The organism is Paenibacillus hebaui (assembly GCF_051934385.1).
Lineage (GTDB): Bacteria > Bacillota > Bacilli > Paenibacillales > Paenibacillaceae > Paenibacillus.
This window is the reverse complement of the sequence record NZ_CP196836.1, coordinates 5,601,795-5,623,177: the sequence shown is the minus strand read 5'-3', so window position 1 is coordinate 5,623,177 and position 21,383 is coordinate 5,601,795. Positions and strand designations below refer to the sequence as shown.

Here is a 21,383-nt window from a genome sequence, read left to right as displayed (position 1 = left end):
AGGAACTTGGGGGCCGGGGCACGAAATGTAATGAGATGGGAGGGACAGGCTTATGACGGTAAAATCGAATCACGTAACGATTAAAGGCATCCGAGACGGCCTGGTTTTCCTGTTGGACGATCAATGTGAATTCGAGGAATTGCTCTATGAGCTCCGCTATAAGCTGGAACACAGCCATCAAAATATTTTGACCGGACCCATTGTTCATGTAGATATCAAGCTGGGCAGCCGGGAAGTGACAGAGGACCAGAAAGAAGCAATTCTTGATATATTGAAGCAAAAAGGGAATTTGCTCATTCGTTCCATCGACTCACCGGCCCTTAAACCAGAGGTTAAAGGACCGCCGCCGATTGTGACCATGTGCGGTATGGTTCGTTCAGGCCAGGTGCTTCATCATGAAGGAAATCTTCTGTTTCTTGGAGATATCAATCCGGGGGGCACGGTGACGTGTACCGGAGATATATACGTTTTGGGTTCACTCAGAGGCATGGCTCATGCTGGAATTGGTGGGGACGAAGAATCGATCATTGCCGCTTCGGTGTTTGCACCAACTCAGCTGCGGATCGCTGATATTATAAGCCGTCCTCCTGATGAATGGGAGAGCCGAGATACCGGAATGGAATTTGCTTATTTACAGGACAATCAAATGCAGATCGACAAGATGAGCAATATCGTTCGGTTACGCCGAGATTTTAATGTGTTTAAAGGAGTGTAGCTCATGGGAGAGGCGATCGTAATCACTTCGGGTAAAGGCGGCGTGGGTAAAACAACCACCTCGGCAAACATCGGGACAGCGCTGGCGCTGCTCGGTAAAAAGGTTTGTCTGGTAGATACCGATATCGGCCTTCGTAATCTGGATGTCGTGATGGGACTCGAAAACCGGATCATTTATGATCTGTGTGACGTTGCAGACGGCCGCTGCCGTCTGAATCAGGCTTTGGTCAAAGACAAACGTTTCGAAGAATTATATATGCTGCCTGCAGCGCAAACAAGAGACAAGAACTCTGTGTCGCCAGAACAGGTGAAGGACATCATTCTCGAGTTAAAAAAAGATTTTGAATACGTCATTATTGATTGTCCAGCCGGAATTGAGCAGGGGTTCAAAAATGCAGTTGCCGGAGCCGATCAGGCTATTGTGGTCACTACACCAGAAAATGCGGCTGTACGTGATGCCGATCGTGTCATCGGTCTGCTGGAAAGTTCACATATTAAATCACCAAAACTGGTTGTGAACCGTATCCGTAACAATATGGTCAAATCAGGCGATATGCTAGATATTGATGGCATTTTACAAGTACTTAATATCGATCTGATCGGTATCGTTCCCGATGATGAACTGGTCATTAAGGCGGCCAACTCGGGAGAGCCCACAGTAATGAATCCGGATTCACTTGCGGCTATTGCCTATCGCAACATCGCACGTCGTATCCTGGGAGATACCGTTCCTTTGATGCAATTGGAGCAGAAAAAAGGTGCCTTCTCACGCTTTAAAAAGTTTATAGGGATGGGTTAACTCGCACTTCTCATAATGATAACTTTCTGGTATGACAGCCGCGGCCCCCAAGCCCGGCTTTTTGAACATTCTGGAGCGTTAAGATGTGTTTTCTACAAGAGCAACAGAATATACTTCACAGGAAGACTCCACGCTGTGGGGTTATTTTTGCTTCCAGCCAAGAGCTTGTTCATATTATGAAGGAGCCCTTCATAGGATGTAGTAAACAAGCCTCGGCAGGAGGACATTCCATGAATACGAAACTCAGAATCAAGCAGAGAAGAGAAGAACGCATTCGGCGGCTAATGGATGGTGCTACGGAAGAAATTAGGCAACAGCGAGAATCGGGCACTTTGTCCAGTAAGCATGCATTGATGCAGCGAAAGACACTTTCGTCTGTTGATATACAAGAGAATTTACGAAATACAAATTCTTCGCTGCCAGAACAGGAAAGAGATCCAGAATGGCTATGGAAAAAAGAAAATGGGCATTACGGTCCTGGCGGTCATCCACGTTTTAACTTGATCAAGTCATTCGTGCGGCGGACTGTAGTTAGTGCTCTATTGTTTGGCAGTGTTTGGGGATTGTTTCAGTTGAATACATCGTGGACAACACCCGCCAAAACTATGATTGCCGATGTGTTGCATCGTGATATGGACTTTGCGTCTGCAGCGGCTTGGTATGAACGGCATTTTGGCGGTACACCCTCATTTTTGCCTGTACTCGGTCATACCACCGATCCTGTGAATGGATCAAGGACACGACATCTTCTAGGCAAGCCGATCTCGGGTACAGTCGTTCAGCCTTTTGCGCTGAGTATGAAGGGGATTGAGATTGTTCCCGAAGCTGGTGGTGCAGGACTGATTCAGGTGGTTAGCTCAGACGCTGGGCGGGTACTTCAAGTATTGGATGATCCGGAAAATGGAACAACCGTTGTAATACAGCATACTGGCAATGTAACGGCCATATATGGACGATTGAATGAAAGCGAAGTTCAGGTGAGCGATTGGGTGGAAGCAGGTGATGCAGTAGGCAGTCTGAAGGAGAGTGTGAACCAGCAACCTGCCACGCTATATTTTGCAGTAAAAGAAGGCGAGGAGTACGTAGACCCTGCGGAAGTGGTTGCTCTTGATTAGGTTGTGGGGTGTGCGTATTTCGCTTCATCCCTTTTTTGTGATCATCATGATGGCTTCCCTGTTGACCGGACATTTTATTGAACTGATCACACTGTTTGCCATCGTATTTATACATGAATGTGGACATGCTGCAGCGGCAGCCCTTCTGGGCTGCCGTGTCCTATCGATACAGCTGCTTCCTTTTGGTGGGGTGGCAGTGATTGAGGATGCCGGTAATATGACAGCGCGCCGTGAAATCATTATTGCTTTAGCAGGACCCCTGCAAAATATACTGATGGTTGGGGTTGTTTTATTATTGAAATATGGCAATTTTGGAGACCCCGTTTTCTTAGACTACATTATTCAGGGAAACCTGCTGATTGCCCTATTTAATCTGTTGCCTGTTCTGCCCCTGGATGGGGGTAAAATTGTACAGGCCCTCGTCAGTCTGTTTGCTCCCTACTATACGACACTAATGTGGACTTACAGAATAAGCATCCTGTGCAGCGCAGGCGTTATTTTATTTGCCATCAGCAAGTGGGTTGCTGGAGACTATGGGCTACCCTTAAACATACTTTTAATCGGTCTTTTTTTGTTCTATTCCAATGTGACTGATTATCGAAATATTCCATACCGGTTTATCCGATTTCTGATGCATCGCGAAGTGGTGTTTACCCGCCATGCGGCTACAGGTAGTTTGGCGCAGCCGATAATCTCATTTCCGGCGAAACCTTTGGACACTATTTTGCGTCTATTAAAGAGAGAAAAATACCACATGATATATGTGATGAATAGACAGGGACGAATCATGGCCGTTTTGCCTGAGCAGCGAATTATCGGTTCGTATTTCAAACAAAATACCGAAAAGTTGTAGCATCTTGATGGACCTGTCCTGAATTGGGTTAATACATGTACAATGAGTATTGCAAAGATATAGAAATGGATGTGGATGAATTGAATTGTCTTCTAGAGGTGAAGCCATGAAACAAATGATTGTACATAATGAACATAACCTCATGCAAATGGCGCTCCTGGAAGAAGGCAAAGCTGTAGAATTCACGGCAGAGCGTACACGCGAGCGTGGACTGCTGGGCTCCTTTTTCAAAGGACGGGTAGTGAACGTGTTACCAGGTATGCAAGCTGCTTTTGTGGATATTGGACAGAAAAAGAATGCTTTTCTGTATGTGGACGATGTATTACATCCTAATCTGGAGAAACAACCCAAAGTGAAGCCTTCGATCTCGGAGTTGCTGCGTCCGGGTCAGGAGGTTATCGTCCAAGTCCTAAAAGAACCAGTAGGTAGCAAGGGAGCCCGGGTGACGACTCATTATTCACTGCCGGGCCGCTGGCTTGTCTACATGCCTGTTGCCGACTACATAGCCGTCTCCAAGAAAATTGCTCGTGAGGGAGATCGTTCCCGCCTCAAGGCACTGGGTGAACAATTGAGACGAGACGAAGAGGGACTGATCATACGAACCGTATCCGCAGAAGAACGGCGTGAATCCATTCAGGCTGACTTGGAAACATTACGTGAGCAGTGGCGTCTTATTCGTGAAAAAGCGGATAGCTTGCCTTCGCCAAACCTGCTGCATCGGGATCACAGCATGGTGCAGCGAATCATCCGGGATGTGTACACGCCTGGAAGTGATGAAGTTATTACCGATAATGAGGGGCAAGCTCGGGAAGTGATTGCTTTGCTGGAGGAAATCTGCCCAAGGCATCAACCCAAAGTACAGGTGTACCGGGGAACAGAGTCTATTTTTACTGCCTATGGTGTGCAGGAGCAGTTGAAGAAGGATTTTGCCCGCAAAGTGTGGTTGCCTGGAGGCGGGTATATTGTCATTGACCATACGGAGGCACTCACTGTAGTCGATGTTAATACAGGCAAGTATACAGGAGCAGGCGGTGACAGTCTGGAAGAGACCGTAACGGAGACCAATATGCAGGCAGCCGTTGAGATCGCCCGTTTAATGCGTCTGCGGGATATCGGGGGCATGATTATTGTGGACTTCATTGACATGGAGGAAGCGATGAATCGTCAGGAGGTTGCGGCGATGCTGGAAAGCGAGCTTAAGAAAGACAGAACCAAGGCGTTTGTCATGGGCTGGACCAAATTAGGACTGCTGGAACTCACTCGTAAGAAAGTGCGCGAAGAGAGCACGTTGCCATACGAGGAGCCTTGTTCATCCTGTCATGGGACGGGCAAAAGATATATTTCGCCATTGCATTGATTTTTAGTTCAGTCGGTGATATAATCTTCAGGTATGTGTTTAGCCTATTGGTCTTGCACATGCTGTAACCGCACTGGCCGGGTACAAGAACAGTTCCGCAAGGAGGCTGTCACCTGAGACCGGGCGAGTCTGAGACATGAGGAGGTGCAAGGCAAATGTACGCAATTATTGAAACAGGCGGCAAACAGTACAAAGTCCAAGAGGGCGATGTTCTGTTCATCGAGAAATTGACTGCGAACGATGGCGAAAGCGTAACGTTCGACCGTGTCCTGGCTGTATCTAACGATCAAGGTTTGACAGCAGGTACACCATTGGTTTCCGGAGCTACTGTAACGGCTAAAGTGGAGAAACATGGCAAAGGTCAAAAGGTTGTAGTTTATAAATACAAACCTAAAAAGAATTACCATGTGAAGCAAGGTCACCGTCAACCGTATACTAAAGTAACTATCGAAACGATCAAAGCGTAAGAAGGTGCGATAAGTGATTATCGTTCAAGTCTTTCGTAATGATGACGGGAGCATCGAGCGATTCTCCATCAAAGGGCATGCTAATTTTGCCAAGCGAGGAGAAGACATCGTATGTGCCGGGGTATCCGCTGTTACAGTGGGTACGGTGAACTCAATCGAAACATTGACTGGTATCGAAATGGATACCGAGATGAAGAATGGCTTTTTAAGCGCTTCTTTACCTGTGTTAGAGGGAGATGAATCCTCGCCTAAGGTACAATTGCTACTCGAATCCATGGTGCTTATGCTCACTGACATTGCAGATTCATACGGAAAGTATATTAAGATAGAGCAAGTCAAATAAATAAAGAAGGAGGTCGACCATTCATGTTGAAATTAAATCTTCAGTTGTTCGCATCGAAAAAAGGTGTAGGTTCCACGAAGAACGGACGTGACAGTAATGCTCAACGTCTTGGTGTTAAACGTGCTGACGGTCAAACAGTAACTGGCGGTAGCATTCTCGTTCGCCAACGCGGAACGAAAATTCACCCAGGTACTAACGTGGGTATCGGTAAAGATGACACTTTGTTTGCGAAAGTTGACGGCGTTGTGAAATTCGAACGTTGGGGACGCGATCGTAAAAAAGTAAGCATCTATCCTGTGAACGTTGCTCCAGTAGCAGCTGCAACAGTAGAAGCATAATATCGGCATTCCGCCTAAGGAGCCTTCGGCATTTTTGCCGGAGGCTTTTTGTATTTTAAGGTTAATCAATAATGAACTGACAGAAAAGACATGTTATACTTGGTTACGGTGGGGATTAAACCAACCGAGTTTTGTAGAACGGGGAGAAGCCATGAAATCTTGGAAAAGAGTGCCGTGGATTGCGGCATGTTCACTTCTGATTCCTTTGGTTTTCGTTATGCTGTATCCAGCGGCCATTTTGAGTGCTGTATACGCATTGTGGTCCGTCGTGGTGCTTTTTGTTTGTGTGAATGTGATGAAGCGACAGGCAGAGGCGGAACGCAGAACCATCATACAATCTATGGAAAAAACAGCAATTGCATCATTGAATCATCATAGGCATGATTGGATGAACGATCTTCAGGTGTTATATGGATATCTTCGGTTGGGCAAACTTGATAAATCAGTGCAATGTGTGGAAAGAATAAAAGAACGGGTTACCGAAGAAAGCCGAATCTCCAGATTGGGTATTCCCTCACTCGTTTTTTATCTTCAATCTTTCCGGGCCAGTGGAGTCGCTCTGGAATTGCATGTGGAAGTAGAGGAAGAGTTGCAACTTAGTGCTCTGGTCTCTCCCGAGGATGGCGAGTCGCTTACGGGGGCGATTGCGGATGCAATCAGGGCCTATCAATACGGCGGCGGCCGGTCGTCTTGGGGAGAGGTAGGCAAACTGACCTTGAACTTCGGACAGGACCAAGGAGATGTGGTTGTCCGGCTGGATGGGGATCAAACACCCGATCCGGAAACACTGCGGCAGCTCACTGCGGTACTCAAAGGAAAAAAAGTCAGAACGGAGCAACTTCCGTCTGAGGATACGTTTATACAATTCAGAATGCCTTGTGGAATATAGGAAGAAGGGGTAACCAATGTTTGTAGATAAAGCGAAGATTTATGTAAAAGCCGGAGACGGAGGGGACGGAATTATTTCGTTCCGTCGTGAGAAGTATGTACCAAACGGCGGACCTGCCGGGGGCGATGGAGGCAGAGGAGCTGACATCATTTTCCGTGTGGATGAAGGTCTGCGGACGTTGATGGATTTCCGTTACCAGCGTCACTTCAAGGCCCCACGTGGTGAGAAGGGACGTAACAAAAGTCAGCATGGTGCAAACGCTGAGAACATGATCGTGCGCATTCCACCAGGAACTGTAATTTTGGATGAAGACAGCGGAGAAGTGTTGGCAGATTTGACACGCCATGGTCAACAGGTTGTTGTTGCTCGTGGTGGTCGGGGCGGACGGGGGAATATCCGGTTTGCTACACCTAACAATCCTGCGCCTGAACTTGCTGAGAACGGTGAAGAAGGCCAAGAGCGTTACATCGTGCTTGAATTGAAAGTTATGGCAGATGTAGGTTTGGTTGGCTTCCCGAGTGTTGGGAAATCCACGCTGCTTTCTGTCGTTTCGGCAGCCAAGCCGAAGATTGGTGCATATCACTTCACGACCATCACTCCTAATCTGGGTGTAGTCGGTGTAGGAGAAGGCCGTAGCTTCGTTATGGCCGATTTGCCTGGATTGATTGAAGGCGCGCATGAAGGGATCGGACTGGGACATGAGTTTTTACGTCATGTCGAGCGTACTCGTATTATTGTTCATGTTGTGGACATGTCGGGTTCGGAAGGACGCGATCCGTTTGAAGATTGGCAGAAAATCAATGATGAGTTGAAACTATACAATCCGCTTCTCGCTGAGAGACCGCAGATTGTAGCGGCCAACAAAATGGACATGCCAGACTCCGAAGCGAATCTGGAGCAGTTCTTGCTGCAAGTTCGTGAGGTGCAACCAGATATTGAAGTGATGCCTATTTCATCTCTGACACGAAAAGGAATTCAAGAACTCTTGTATCGTGCGAATGATCTATTGGATCAACTTCCGTCTGAGCCGGTAGTGGAAGAAGTAGCGGACTTATCGGAACGCAAAGTATACAGTCTGGACAAAAAAGAGGACGATGGTTTCCGTATTGTGCGGGAGAATGAGATCTTCGTTGTTGAAAGTGCCAAGATTGATCGTATGATGAAACGGATGCAGCTGAACTCGCATGAGGCTATTCTCAAACTGGCGCGTACACTACGCCACATGGGTGTGGATGCTGAATTGCGTAAACGGGGAGCTGAAGAAGGAACCATTGTGCGTATTGGCGACTTTGAGTTTGAATTTGTTGAAGGTAGCAGCTACTATTAAGAACGGCATGTATGCCAATATAGATTATTGACACACATACGCAGAGAAGTGGGGAAGAAAACCCGCTGCTCTGCGTTTTTTTGTTTTTCCTTACATGTGCGCCAGATAAACTTGTATACTGTGAGGAACGTATTTTTAAAAATAGTCATGTGATGTATTGCCCTTTTGCCATAGATCCTTTATAATGTCCACTATATGAATACATGAGTCTTTGAGGAGAGGACGTTCTGTGAATGAACGCTATTATTTAGTACGGGAAGACATTTTGCCGGAGGCTGTGGTAAAGACCATGCAGGTGAAAGAGCTACTGGCTTCTGGAGATGTCAAAACAGTACATGAGGCGGTTGAACAGGTCGGATTAAGCCGAAGTGCTTTTTATAAGTACAAGGACGGAATCCATTTAATCAATCAGCTTGAGCGCGAGAGAATTGTAACGATCTCCATTGATCTGGAGCATCAGTCGGGAATATTGTCTCGTGTGCTTGGACATGTCGCTGGCTATGGTGCCAACGTACTTACCATTAACCAAAGTATTCCACTTCAAGGAAGAGCTAATGTTGTCATTTCGGTAGAGACAACACATCTTCATGGAGAAATTGGAGAAATGCTTGAGCGGATGCAGGATATGCCAGGGGTTCGGCGCACGCGTATTGTAGGGCAAGGGTGATGAGACGAAGAAAGACTTTAGGGGGTAGGTTGTTAGTGAAACCGGTGAAAGTTGGATTATTGGGTCTGGGTACTGTGGGTATTGGCGTCGTTCGTATTGTGGAAGGAAATCAGGAGGATCTGAGCAGTCAGGTTGGATCACCAATCATCATTGAGAAGATCGCGGTGAAGAATACGGAGAAGGAACGCGTCATTGCTGTAGATCGTTCGAAGCTCACTGAAGATCCATGGGAAGTCATTCGCCACCCGGATATTGACGTTATCGTTGAGGTAATGGGCGGTATTGATCAGACGAAGGAGTACATCCTTGAAGCACTCGAGCGTGGCAAACATATCGTAACCGCAAACAAGGATCTGATGGCTCTGCATGGTTCGGAGATTTTGGCCAAGGCACAGGAAAAGCAATGTGATGTATTCTATGAAGCCAGTGTGGCTGGGGGAATTCCGATCATCCGTACACTGATTGAGGGTTTCTCTTCTGACCGAATTACTCGCATTATGGGCATTGTGAATGGAACAACGAACTTTATTTTGACCAAAATGAGCCAGGAAGGCGCCTCGTATGAAGAGGTTCTGGCTGAGGCACAAGCGCTCGGGTACGCAGAAACTGATCCAACTTCGGATGTCGAAGGACTTGATGCAGCTCGCAAAATGGCAATTTTGGGTACCTTGGGCTTCCGCACCAACGTTGAACTGCAAGATGTAACCGTGCGTGGTATCTCGTCCGTAACCCGTGAAGACATCACGTATGCCAAAAGACTTGGGTATGAGATGAAGCTGCTTGGTATCGCTGATCGTCAGGATGACGAAATCACGATTAGTGTTCAACCCACTATGGTAAGACAAAATCATCCGATTGCCTCTGTGAACGGCGTGTTCAATGCAGTGTATGTACATGGCGAAGCCGTAGGCGAGACGATGTTTTACGGTGCAGGTGCGGGTGAACTTCCAACAGCAACTTCTGTAGTGGCTGACATTGTGGCCGTGATCAAAAACCTGAAGTTAGGTGTGAATGGTCTCAAAGCGATTGTGCCTTATAAACAAAAACGTCTGCAGAGCGACGAGCAGATTATGTCGAAAAACTTTATTTTGCTGCACGTAGATGACAAGGCAGGTGTGCTGGCGCAAATTACACAAATCTTCGCTGAATACGATGTCAGTCTGGCTTCGGTTGTTCAACAGCCCAATGAACATAACCCGGATGCCGAGATCATTATCGTTACGCATAATGCAAGCAAGGCAAGCATGGATAAAGTGTTGAAACACTTTGAATCCCTTAACGTCATCCGTCGAATCAAAAGTGTATACCGGGTGGAAGGATAACTTCAGATGTCCCGGTTTGAATCTTAAGTTTAATGTAAAGGTTTAATCATAATAGATACATGGAATCATATTTCGGATTATTTAATCACAAAGGAGTTTACCCACAATGAGATATCAAGGACTACTGCAAACATATAGAGAGCACCTTCCAGTTAATGAAAATACACCCTTGCTTACACTACAGGAAGGTAACACACCCCTGATTCATGCAGAGAATCTGTCCAAGGAACTCGGATTGAATTTGTATTTCAAATATGAAGGCTTGAACCCTACGGGTTCTTTTAAAGACCGTGGAATGGTTATGGCTGTGGCCAAAGCAATGGAAGAAGGCAGCCGCACCATCATGTGCGCATCGACAGGCAACACTTCAGCGGCGGCAGCTGCCTATGCGGCTCGTGGTGGACTGAATTGTATCGTGCTGATTCCGAACAACAATATTGCGCTGGGTAAACTTGCCCAAGCCATGATCTACGGAGCCAAAGTTATCGCGATTAATGGTAACTTTGACCGTGCATTGGAAATTGTTCGCGAGATCACAGCCAAACATCCAATTACGCTTGTTAACTCTGTGAATCCGTTCCGGATTGAAGGACAGAAAACGGCTGCTTTTGAAGTCATTGAGCAACTTGGTCATGCTCCTGATGTACTCGCAATTCCGGTGGGTAACGCAGGGAACATCTCGGCTTACTGGAAAGGGTTCAAAGAATATAAAGAAGCAGGCAAATCCAACTCCCTGCCACGCATGGTCGGTTTTGAAGCGGAAGGCGCCATGGCTATTGTCAAAGGTGAACCGATCCTTGAGCCTGAAACAGTGGCTACCGCTATTCGGATTGGTAACCCTGCAAGCTGGAAGACCGCTGTAGCGGCAGCCGAGGAATCTGGCGGACAGATTAACTATGTTACAGACGAAGAAATCCTGACAGCTTATCGTACGCTTGCCGCTCGGGAAGGGGTTTTTGCTGAACCTGCTTCTGCAGCATCTCTTGCCGGTGTATACAAACTGAAGAGTGAAGGGTACTTTAAAGGCGGAGAAACTGTGGTTTGTGTATTGACAGGGAATGGTCTGAAAGATCCTAACATTGCAATCAAGACTGTAGCTACCGAGCCGCTTGTTGTAGAGGATTCCGAAGAAGCGGTAATGGCCGCGATTGCACAACTGGAGCAGCAATCTGTATGAGTTTGCGGGAAAAGGTAACAGTCAAAGTACCTGCAAGTACAGCCAATCTGGGCCCGGGGTTCGATACTCTGGGTATGGCATTGTCTTTGTATGTCTGGCTGGAGATGAAACCAGCGGAGCAGACGACATTCCATCTCCATGGTGATCATCTCACGGGTCTACCGACTGATAAATCCAATTTGATATATGAAGTTGCACAGATGGTTTTCAATGAAGCTGGGGTCTCTGTACCTGAATTGGAGATATCGATGTACTCGGAGATTCCACTTACACGTGGACTTGGAAGCAGTGCGTCAGCCATTGTTGGTGCATTAGCCGCAGCTAACGCATTAATCGGGAGTCCGTTATCTGATAGCAAACTCATGGACATGGCTACTTCCTTGGAGAAACATCCCGACAATGTGGGGGCTTCTCTATTTGGAGGTATTATCACAGCAGCTTGGGATGGCAGTCATGCAGATTATATACGTATTGAGCCACATCAGGATTTGCAGACGTTGGTCATTGTGCCGGACTTCGAGTTGTCCACTTCCAAAGCTAGAAATGTGATCCCACAGCAGTTTGACAAGTCCGATGTCGTGCATAATATAAGCAGATCTTCCCTGCTGGTTGCGGCGTTGGCAAGTGGGCGGTTGGATATGATTCAGAAGGCGATGTCTGATCGTATTCATCAACCCTACCGCTCATCACTGGTACCAGGCATGGCTGAAATTCTAGAACATGCTGTCCGTCATGGAGCCCTAGGGGCTGCATTGAGTGGAGCTGGTCCAACTGTTTTGACATTGGTAGACCGTCATGACACCCGGAAGGCAGAATTGGAGCAATATTTGATCGACACGATGAGTCGTGAAGGCATTACCGCTTCGGCACTGTGGCTCGATCCGGATCTGGACGGTGCTACCGTATTGCCTGATCAAGAGGAAAATCCTTTTTTGGACAGAGTTAAAGGGGAAGTTAACGCATGAAACGAATTGCAGTATTACCTGAGGGTTCAGTTTCCCATGAAGCGGTAGATTTTCTGTTTGATGGGGAACCTTTGGAATTGCTTCATTCCAAACTGATTTCTGATGTTTTCAGAGCTACGGATAGTGGAAAGGCACAGTACAGTGTCATTCCAATCGAAAATACGATTGAAGGCTCCGTTAGTCTTCACATGGACTGGCTCGTTAATGAAGTGGATATTCCGATGCAAGCGGAGTGGGTCTATCCATCCATCCAGAATGTCATCGGACATGGCTCCGAGTTTGTGACAGAGAGCGGCGAGTATGACTTTGGGAAAATCACCAAGCTCATGTCTCATCCTGTGGCGATCCCGCAGTGCCAGAATTTTATTCGTCTGCATTCGCCTGGAGCTGAGCTTGAAGGTGTGAACAGTACAGCAGAAGCTGTAGAGTTGGTGAAAAAAAACCCAGGCAAAGGCTGGGCTGCGATTGGTACAAGACTTGCTGCACAAAAGCATGGCTTGGACATCATGGCTGAGCGGGTAACTGACCATGACAATAACTATACTCGTTTTGTGTTGATAGGCCATGAGCCTGTACAGATATCTCGTGAACCTGATCATGTAAAAACCAGTTTGCTCGTAACGTTGCCTGAAGATGCGCCGGGTGCATTACATCAGGTTTTATCGGCTTTTGCCTGGCGGAAGCTGAACTTGACCCGATTGGAATCTCGTCCAACGAAGAAACGATTGGGGAGTTACTATTTTTACATTGATGTCGTGGAAACAGTAGATTCGGTATTGCTTACAGCAGCCATGGCTGAGATTGAGGCTTTGAATTGTCAGGTGCGGGTTCTTGGTAGTTATCCTTGTTATACATACCCTTTGATGAAAACGACTTGAAGTTGGTTGTGAATTGTTGAAGGTTATCGTAGGACTGGGTACAATGGACAAGTAACTGCTCGTCATTGGTTATACAATAAACGGGCCAACTATAGTTTCGGGTTTAGGGAATGGACATTTTATGGAGGTGCAGTCATCCGTGTCAGAACAGTGGATTTATTTGGATGGTCAATATGTGACCAAGGAGAACGCAACCGTTTCGGTATATGATCATGGATTTTTGTATGGAGATGGTATTTTCGAAGGGATTCGGATCTATAACGGTAATATTTTCAGGTGTAAGGCTCACTTGGATCGTCTGTATGATTCCGCTAAATCCATCAGTTTGAACATTCCGTTGTCCTATGATGAGATGCTGGAAGTATTGGCTGAAACAGTACGTCGCAATGATATGCGTAACGGCTATATTCGTCTGATCGTATCGCGTGGACCTGGTAATCTGGGTCTCGATCCGACACGTTGTCCTAAGGCGTCCGTTATCGTTATTGTGGAACAACTGGCAATCTATCCAGAGGAAGCGTATCTTACTGGTTTGAAAGCAGTGTCCGTATCCCAACGTCGCAACATCCCAGATGCGCTCAACCCCAAAATCAAATCTTTGAACTATCTGAATAACGTATTGGTTAAAATTCAGTCAAACTATGCAGGTGCTGGTGAAGCAATCATGCTGAATTCCCAAGGTTATGTTACTGAAGGTTCAAGTGATAACATCTTTATTATTAAAAATGGTGTAGTTTATACGCCGCCTTGTTATCTGGGTGCACTCGAAGGAATCACACGTCAGGCGATCATTGATCTGTGTGGTGAGTTGGATCTTGAACTGAAAGAAATTCCATTTACCCTGCATGATGTGTATATTGCAGACGAAGTCTTTTTCACCGGAACTGCTGCGGAAGTCATCGCCGCATATGAGGTTGACGGTAGAACGATTGGGACAGGTGTAGCAGGACCTGTAACACTGAGATTACTTGAAGCTTTCCGTGGGATCGTTGATAAAGACGGTTACAAAGTGTGGGAAGTTTAGACTGAACATATCAAATAGTGAAGCAAGAAGTCCTTCTTGTTCCAGAAATTCAGCATACCTGAAGTATGCGGTTTTTGGAGCGTGAAGGATTTTTTTTGCGTAGTTGATGTCATTAGCCCAATTTCTGCATAGGATGTAGTAACGGTATGGGCGAATGTACTGCCCAAGTATCACGTCTAGGAGGTTAGTTCCAAGTGAAAATACACATGGTGAAAAAAGGCGACACATTATATCTGCTGTCCCAAAAATATAATGTTGCGTTAGAGAAAATTATTGCAGCCAATCCGCAAATCGCAAATCCCGACAAGCTGGAGATCGGCATGAAGGTCAAAATTCCAGCGGAGCCAGTAACGCCAAAGCCAGAAGGCATGTTGCACAGTCACAAAGTCCAGCAAGGTGATTCATTGTGGAAGTTGTCGCAGGCTTGGGGAGTTCCGTTGAAGGATATGGTTAATGCTAACCCGCAATTAAAGAATCCAAATGCTCTTCTTGTGGGAGAGACCGTGTACATTCCATCTATGCATGCGCAAGGGAATTTCACTTCAGAGAGTGGCGCAACTAATCATGCTGCTCAAGAGAAGCTTTCTCCAGAAGGGAAGGAATACACGGGGGTTAAAGAAGAAGCTGCTCCACCTGTTCCGGTAATGCCAGCCCCGGCACCAGCACCGGAAGTCTCCACTCCGGCTCCCGCTCCTCCTGTATCGGCTAATCCAGTTGTACCTAATGTGAAACCAGAACTGGAAGTGTTGCCGCAGCTTCCTGAAATTCCTGAAGTGAAGCCTGAGAAGGAAGTTCCAAAAAAAGAACAAACTAAATCTGAAGTTCATGTAAAGCCGTTGCCTGAATCGCCGACGTATACGATGCCTAATATTTCTCCTGAGATTATGCCTTTACCGGTAATGCCCAACACAAAATCGCCTGCTAATCTGGCACCAGCAACTAAAGCACCGTGCGGTTGCGGAAGTAAATTGCACCATGCTCCTGCCGAGCACCCGTATGCTCAAATTCCTGTACCAGCACAAGAGGTATATACTGATCCGCAAAGTATGTATACGGCTGGTTCGAATAACAATTCGCCTTTCCCAGGCATCACTGAAGTAAGTCCGTACTCCGCTGGTAATCTACCTAATGTCCCATGGACGGGGAATGAACAAAATCATAACAACGTTATGCCTAACCTGTCTGCTGAAGTACAAAATAACACCTATCCCATAGCTCCAGCTGGTCAAGTGAACAGCCCATTTCCTCCATTTGCAGCCGCGGAGCATATGAACCATCAACCACCTACTATATCTCCATACTCGATGCTTCCTTACCCGCCATGCGGATGTGGTAGCCATCATATGCCTACGCATCACTATACTTATTCTTCACATGGATATCAGGACCCAGCATGGGCTATGTATAGTCCATATGGTATGCAGCATGATATGTCGACTTCCATGATGCCGAATCAGCCCATGGAGTATGCATATCAAAATCCATACCCAACACAGAATACGGTACCGCCGGCTCCACTTGGTGCATTTGGTGAACTTTATCCTCCCGAAGCCAAGGGTGGAGGTAAAAAGGGAGGACGCGACGAAGCAAACTTAAGTCACTCTCAGGGGGAAACTGAATTGGATCTTGAGGCGAAGCCCAAACAGGCCGCCAAAACAGGAACTGCAAAACGGAGAACAGGCAAACCTACCGTGAAGAGCAGCAAATCCAAAGTATCTGTATCGGGGCAAACGTCCAAAGAGCGTACTGGAATATCCAATACCCGAGGCTCCAATAAAAAACGCAGGAATCCCTGGATACAGAAGTAAACTCGATGAATGAACTGTAAAGTATTCAAACCCAAAAAGGCCATCTCCGAGAAGTGGAAGGTCTTTTTGGGTTTTGAATGAGCGGATTGGGTTCAAAATTGCAGAAGAATGCAATGGATACGTCGTTTGTAGAACGTAAGCAGCATTATGAAGAAAATTAGATTACATAGCTATAATAATCAGTAAGGTAATATGGTTAATTGACTAGTAGTCTAGTGGAATAGTCGGTTAGTTAAAAACTATTAATAATTTATATTCGAAAAAACTATTGCATTGGTTTCGTCAGTGTGATATATTATTTAAGTCGCCGCTGAAACACAGTGCTGACACACAGAACACAAGAGAATGACAAGTTTGATCTTTGAAAACTGAACAACGAGTGAGTAAACATTCTGCTTGCAGAATGAACGCGAAAGTTTGAGACAAGCCTTGGCTTGAATCGACTGGAGCACAAATGAGATTTTTAATCTCGTCAGATTCAAAATGAGCTTATCGCTCTTTTCAATACTTTATTGGAGAGTTTGATCCTGGCTCAGGACGAACGCTGGCGGCATGCCTAATACATGCAAGTCGAGCGGAGTGGATAGGAAGCTTGCTTCCTTGATACTTAGCGGCGGACGGGTGAGTAACACGTAGGCAACCTGCCCTCAAGCTTGGGACAACTACCGGAAACGGTAGCTAATACCGAATACTTGTTTTCTTCTCCTGAAGGAAACTGGAAAGACGGAGCAATCTGTCACTTGGGGATGGGCCTGCGGCGCATTAGCTAGTTGGTGAGGTAACGGCTCACCAAGGCGACGATGCGTAGCCGACCTGAGAGGGTGATCGGCCACACTGGGACTGAGACACGGCCCAGACTCCTACGGGAGGCAGCAGTAGGGAATCTTCCGCAATGGGCGAAAGCCTGACGGAGCAATGCCGCGTGAGTGATGAAGGTTTTCGGATCGTAAAGCTCTGTTGCCAGGGAAGAACGTCCTTGAGAGTAACTGCTCAAGGAGTGACGGTACCTGAGAAGAAAGCCCCGGCTAACTACGTGCCAGCAGCCGCGGTAATACGTAGGGGGCAAGCGTTGTCCGGAATTATTGGGCGTAAAGCGCGCGCAGGCGGTCATTTAAGTCTGGTGTTTAATCCCGGGGCTCAACCCCGGATCGCACTGGAAACTGGGTGACTTGAGTGCAGAAGAGGAGAGTGGAATTCCACGTGTAGCGGTGAAATGCGTAGATATGTGGAGGAACACCAGTGGCGAAGGCGACTCTCTGGGCTGTAACTGACGCTGAGGCGCGAAAGCGTGGGGAGCAAACAGGATTAGATACCCTGGTAGTCCACGCCGTAAACGATGAGTGCTAGGTGTTAGGGGTTTCGATACCCTTGGTGCCGAAGTTAACACATTAAGCACTCCGCCTGGGGAGTACGGTCGCAAGACTGAAACTCAAAGGAATTGACGGGGACCCGCACAAGCAGTGGAGTATGTGGTTTAATTCGAAGCAACGCGAAGAACCTTACCAGGTCTTGACATCCCTCTGATCGATGCAGAGATGTATCTTTCCTTCGGGACAGAGGAGACAGGTGGTGCATGGTTGTCGTCAGCTCGTGTCGTGAGATGTTGGGTTAAGTCCCGCAACGAGCGCAACCCTTATATTTAGTTGCCAGCACTTCGGGTGGGCACTCTAGATAGACTGCCGGTGACAAACCGGAGGAAGGTGGGGATGACGTCAAATCATCATGCCCCTTATGACCTGGGCTACACACGTACTACAATGGCCGGTACAACGGGCTGCGAAATCGCGAGATGGAGCGAATCCCAACAAAGCCGGTCTCAGTTCGGATTGCAGGCTGCAACTCGCCTGCATGAAGTCGGAATTGCTAGTAATCGCGGATCAGCATGCCGCGGTGAATACGTTCCCGGGTCTTGTACACACCGCCCGTCACACCACGAGAGTTTATAACACCCGAAGTCGGTGGGGTAACCGCAAGGAGCCAGCCGCCGAAGGTGGGATAGATGATTGGGGTGAAGTCGTAACAAGGTAGCCGTATCGGAAGGTGCGGCTGGATCACCTCCTTTCTATGGAGAATCGTTTCCCGAGTGGAAACATTCAAATAAGCAGGTTCTTAGAACCTGCGCAACTCACTCGTTGCTCAGTTTTGAGAGCTCAAACTCTCAAACAGCTTGCTTTTGCATGGAGCTTGTTCTTTGAAAACTAGATATCGAAACGAAATTTTGCGATTTAGAACATTCCTTTAAGCTGATCTTGTGTAAACAAGTGAAGTGTTTATAAGGTAGATTGCATGAGCGAGTGATCGAAATGGAGCGACTTTTGGCTTTGGACGTAGTCCAAAACAAGCGGAGCGACAGCTCGAACACGAGCGATATGGTTAAGCTACTAAGAGCACACGGAGGATGCCTAGGCGCTAGGAGCCGATGAAGGACGTGGCGAACAACGAAACTGCCTCGGGGAGCTGTAAGCAAGCTTTGATCCGGGGGTGTCCGAATGGGGAAACCCAGCTGGGGTAATTTCCAGTTACTCACAACTGAATACATAGGTTGTGCAGAGGCATACCAGGGGAACTGAAACATCTAAGTACCCTGAGGAAGAGAAAACAATAGTGATTCCGTCAGTAGCGGCGAGCGAACGCGGAGAAGCCCAAACCAGAGAGCTTGCTCTTTGGGGTTGTGGGACGTCTCACATGGAGTTACAAAGGAACCGATTAAGCGAAGAGGTCTGGAAAGGCCCGCCAAAGAAGGTAAAAGCCCTGTAGTTGAAAGTCTGTTCCCTCCGAGACGGATCCCGAGTAGTGCGGGGCACGTGAAACCCCGTATGAATCCGGCAGGACCATCTGCCAAGGCTAAATACTTCCTAGCGACCGATAGTGAAGCAGTACCGTGAGGGAAAGGTGAAAAGCACCCCGGAAGGGGAGTGAAATAGAACCTGAAACCGTGTGCTTACAAAAAGTCAGAGCCCGTTTTAGGGGTGATGGCGTGCCTTTTGTAGAATGAACCGGCGAGTTACGTTCCCGTGCAAGGTTAAGGTGATGAGCCGGAGCCGCAGCGAAAGCGAGTCTGAATAGGGCGAGTTAGTACGTGGACGTAGACCCGAAACCGGGTGATCTACCCCTGTCCAGGGTGAAGGTGCGGTAACACGCACTGGAGGCCCGAACCCACGCATGTTGAAAAATGCGGGGATGAGGTGGGGGTAGCGGAGAAATTCCAATCGAACTCGGAGATAGCTGGTTCTCCCCGAAATAGCTTTAGGGCTAGCCTCGGAAAACAGAGTCGTGGAGGTAGAGCACTGATTGGGTGCGGGGCCCGCAAGGGTTACCAAGCTCAGTCAAACTCCGAATGCCATAGACTTACTTCCGGGAGTCAGACAGTGAGTGCTAAGATCCATTGTCAAAAGGGAAACAGCCCAGACCATCAGCTAAGGTCCCCAAGTGTGTGTTAAGTGGAAAAGGATGTGGAGTTGCCCAGACAACCAGGATGTTGGCTTAGAAGCAGCCACCATTGAAAGAGTGCGTAATAGCTCACTGGTCGAGTGACTCTGCGCCGAAAATGTAACGGGGCTAAACACACCACCGAAGCTATGGCTTGATGCTTTGCATCAGGGGTAGGGGAGCGTTGTATAAGGGTTGAAGGTGTACCGTAAGGAGCGCTGGACATTATACAAGTGAGAATGCCGGTATGAGTAACGAAAAGATCAGTGAGAATCTGATCCGCCGAAAGCCTAAGGGTTCCTGAGGAAGGCTCGTCCGCTCAGGGTAAGTCGGGACCTAAGGCGAGGCCGAAAGGCGTAGTCGAAGGACAACAGGTCGAAATTCCTGTACCACCGTAAGCCGTTATGAGCAATGGGGGGACGCAGCAGGGTAGTGACGCGGACTGATGGATGTCCGTCTAAGCAGTGAGGCTGATGTGTAGGCAAATCCGCACATCGATAAGGCTGGGCTGTGATGGGGAGCGAAAATTATAGTAGCGAAGGTCATGATCTCACACTGCCAAGAAAAGCCTCTAGCCAGGTGATGGTGCCCGTACCGCAAACCGACACAGGTAGGCGAGAAGAGTATTCTAAGGCGCGCGGAAGAACTCTCGTTAAGGAACTCGGCAAAATGACCCCGTAACTTCGGGAGAAGGGGTGCCCCGGTAGTGTGAATAGCACGAGGGGGCCGCAGTGAAAAGGCCCAAGCGACTGTTTAGCAAAAACACAGGTCTGTGCGAAGCCGTAAGGCGAAGTATACGGGCTGACGCCTGCCCGGTGCTGGAAGGTTAAGGGGAGTGGTTAGGAGCAATCCGAAGCTGTGAACCGAAGCCCCAGTAAACGGCGGCCGTAACTATAACGGTCCTAAGGTAGCGAAATTCCTTGTCAGGTAAATTCTGACCCGCACGAATGGCGTAACGACTTGGGCGCTGTCTCAACGAGAGATCCGGTGAAATTTTAATACCTGTGAAGATGCAGGTTACCCGCGACAAGACGGAAAGACCCCATGGAGCTTTACTGCAGCTTGATATTGAATTTGGGTACGATCTGTACAGGATAGGTGGGAGCCTAAGAAACGTGAGCGCCAGCTTGCGTGGAGGCACCGTTGGGATACCACCCTGATCGTATCTAGGTTCTAACCTGGTACCGTAATCCGGTGCGGGGACAGTGTCAGGTGGGCAGTTTGACTGGGGCGGTCGCCTCCTAAAGAGTAACGGAGGCGCCCAAAGGTTCCCTCAGAATGGTTGGAAATCATTCGAAGAGTGCAAAGGCATAAGGGAGCTTGACTGCGAGACCTACAAGTCGAGCAGGGACGAAAGTCGGGCTTAGTGATCCGGTGGTACCGCATGGAAGGGCCATCGCTCAACGGATAAAAGCTACCCTGGGGATAACAGGCTTATCTCCCCCAAGAGTCCACATCGACGGGGAGGTTTGGCACCTCGATGTCGGCTCATCGCATCCTGGGGCTGAAGTAGGTCCCAAGGGTTGGGCTGTTCGCCCATTAAAGCGGTACGCGAGCTGGGTTCAGAACGTCGTGAGACAGTTCGGTCCCTATCTGTCGTGGGCGTAGGAAATTTGAGAGGAGCTGTCCTTAGTACGAGAGGACCGGGATGGACGTACCGCTGGTGTACCAGTTGTTCCGCCAGGAGCACCGCTGGGTAGCTATGTACGGAAGGGATAAGCGCTGAAAGCATCTAAGCGTGAAGCCCCCCTCAAGATGAGATTTCCCAGTATGTAAGACCCCTTGAAGACGACGAGGTAGATAGGCTGGGGGTGGAAGTGCAGCAATGCATGGAGCTGACCAGTACTAATCGGTCGAGGGCTTATCCAATATGCACGTTGTAAGGCGCAAATTTCGTTTCGAATCTAGTTT

The 21,383-nt window shown here is 47.9% G+C and carries 17 protein-coding genes, 2 rRNA genes and 1 other annotated feature; all 19 genes read left to right on the top strand.

Going from position 1 to position 21,383, the window contains the following annotated elements; genetic code table 11:
* The first annotated feature begins 52 nt into the window (after positions 1-52).
* The 19 genes from minC to ACR32F_RS25475 all read left to right on the top strand — a co-directional run bounded on the left by minC (position 53) and on the right by ACR32F_RS25475 (position 21,341).
* Positions 53-715, top strand: coding sequence for a septum site-determining protein MinC (gene minC, locus ACR32F_RS25565; RefSeq protein WP_175394387.1), 663 nt, complete (start codon positions 53-55; stop codon positions 713-715).
* Positions 716-718: 3 nt separating this feature from the next.
* The gene (gene minD / locus ACR32F_RS25560; protein WP_440112020.1) at positions 719-1,513 is read left to right on the top strand and encodes a septum site-determining protein MinD; all 795 of its coding nucleotides are present in this window, start codon (positions 719-721) and stop codon (positions 1,511-1,513) included.
* A 230-nt stretch (positions 1,514-1,743) separates the two neighbouring features.
* Positions 1,744-2,628, top strand: a complete 885-nt coding sequence (locus ACR32F_RS25555) for a peptidoglycan DD-metalloendopeptidase family protein (RefSeq protein ID WP_440112018.1) — start codon at positions 1,744-1,746, stop codon at positions 2,626-2,628.
* Positions 2,621-3,481 carry a M50 family metallopeptidase gene (locus tag ACR32F_RS25550; RefSeq protein WP_440112016.1) on the top strand — a complete coding sequence of 287 codons (861 nt, stop codon included), beginning with the start codon at positions 2,621-2,623 and terminating at the stop codon, positions 3,479-3,481. Before ACR32F_RS25555 ends, ACR32F_RS25550 begins: the two co-directional genes overlap by 8 nt.
* Positions 3,482-3,587: 106 nt before the next feature.
* A complete protein-coding gene (locus tag ACR32F_RS25545; protein ID WP_440112013.1) occupies positions 3,588-4,838 on the top strand; it encodes an Rne/Rng family ribonuclease in 1,251 nt (416 codons plus the stop codon).
* A gap of 56 nt (positions 4,839-4,894) precedes the next feature.
* Positions 4,895-4,979, top strand: a sequence feature (ribosomal protein L21 leader region).
* Between the two features lie 14 nt (positions 4,980-4,993).
* Positions 4,994-5,305: a 50S ribosomal protein L21 gene (gene rplU, locus ACR32F_RS25540; protein ID WP_440112011.1), complete on the top strand. Its 312-nt coding sequence runs from the start codon at positions 4,994-4,996 to the stop codon at positions 5,303-5,305.
* Positions 5,306-5,318: 13 nt separating this feature from the next.
* Positions 5,319-5,648, top strand: a complete 330-nt coding sequence (locus ACR32F_RS25535; protein ID WP_440112009.1) for a ribosomal-processing cysteine protease Prp — start codon at positions 5,319-5,321, stop codon at positions 5,646-5,648.
* A 23-nt stretch (positions 5,649-5,671) separates the two neighbouring features.
* Positions 5,672-5,986 (top strand): 50S ribosomal protein L27, encoded by a 315-nt coding sequence (gene rpmA, locus ACR32F_RS25530; RefSeq protein ID WP_440112007.1) that lies wholly within the window; start codon positions 5,672-5,674, stop codon positions 5,984-5,986.
* A gap of 151 nt (positions 5,987-6,137) precedes the next feature.
* On the top strand, positions 6,138-6,875 hold the full coding sequence (locus tag ACR32F_RS25525; protein WP_440112005.1) for a Spo0B domain-containing protein: 738 nt from the start codon (positions 6,138-6,140) through the stop codon (positions 6,873-6,875).
* Between the two features lie 16 nt (positions 6,876-6,891).
* Positions 6,892-8,202 carry a GTPase ObgE gene (gene obgE, locus ACR32F_RS25520; protein ID WP_440112002.1) on the top strand — a complete coding sequence of 437 codons (1,311 nt, stop codon included), beginning with the start codon at positions 6,892-6,894 and terminating at the stop codon, positions 8,200-8,202.
* Between the two features lie 229 nt (positions 8,203-8,431).
* Positions 8,432-8,869 (top strand): ACT domain-containing protein, encoded by a 438-nt coding sequence (locus ACR32F_RS25515; protein ID WP_440111999.1) that lies wholly within the window; start codon positions 8,432-8,434, stop codon positions 8,867-8,869.
* Positions 8,870-8,904: 35 nt separating this feature from the next.
* Positions 8,905-10,191 (top strand): homoserine dehydrogenase, encoded by a 1,287-nt coding sequence (locus tag ACR32F_RS25510; protein ID WP_440111997.1) that lies wholly within the window; start codon positions 8,905-8,907, stop codon positions 10,189-10,191.
* 106 nt (positions 10,192-10,297) lie between these two features.
* Complete coding sequence (gene thrC, locus ACR32F_RS25505) at positions 10,298-11,368, top strand: threonine synthase (protein WP_440111995.1); 1,071 nt, start codon at positions 10,298-10,300, stop codon at positions 11,366-11,368.
* A complete protein-coding gene (thrB, locus tag ACR32F_RS25500) occupies positions 11,365-12,333 on the top strand; it encodes a homoserine kinase (RefSeq protein ID WP_440111993.1) in 969 nt (322 codons plus the stop codon). Before thrC ends, thrB begins: the two co-directional genes overlap by 4 nt.
* Positions 12,330-13,211 (top strand): prephenate dehydratase, encoded by an 882-nt coding sequence (gene pheA / locus ACR32F_RS25495; protein ID WP_440111991.1) that lies wholly within the window; start codon positions 12,330-12,332, stop codon positions 13,209-13,211. Before thrB ends, pheA begins: the two co-directional genes overlap by 4 nt.
* A 139-nt stretch (positions 13,212-13,350) precedes the next feature.
* Entirely contained in the window at positions 13,351-14,235 is an 885-nt protein-coding gene (gene ilvE, locus ACR32F_RS25490) for a branched-chain-amino-acid transaminase (RefSeq protein ID WP_440111988.1), read from the top strand.
* A 194-nt stretch (positions 14,236-14,429) separates the two neighbouring features.
* On the top strand, positions 14,430-16,043 hold the full coding sequence (locus tag ACR32F_RS25485; RefSeq protein ID WP_440111986.1) for a LysM peptidoglycan-binding domain-containing protein: 1,614 nt from the start codon (positions 14,430-14,432) through the stop codon (positions 16,041-16,043).
* A gap of 509 nt (positions 16,044-16,552) precedes the next feature.
* A 16S ribosomal RNA gene (locus ACR32F_RS25480) occupies positions 16,553-18,105 on the top strand.
* 309 nt (positions 18,106-18,414) lie between these two features.
* Positions 18,415-21,341 (top strand): 23S ribosomal RNA (locus ACR32F_RS25475).
* Together the 16S and 23S rRNA genes form the textbook arrangement of a ribosomal RNA operon.
* Positions 21,342-21,383: the final 42 nt, after the last annotated feature.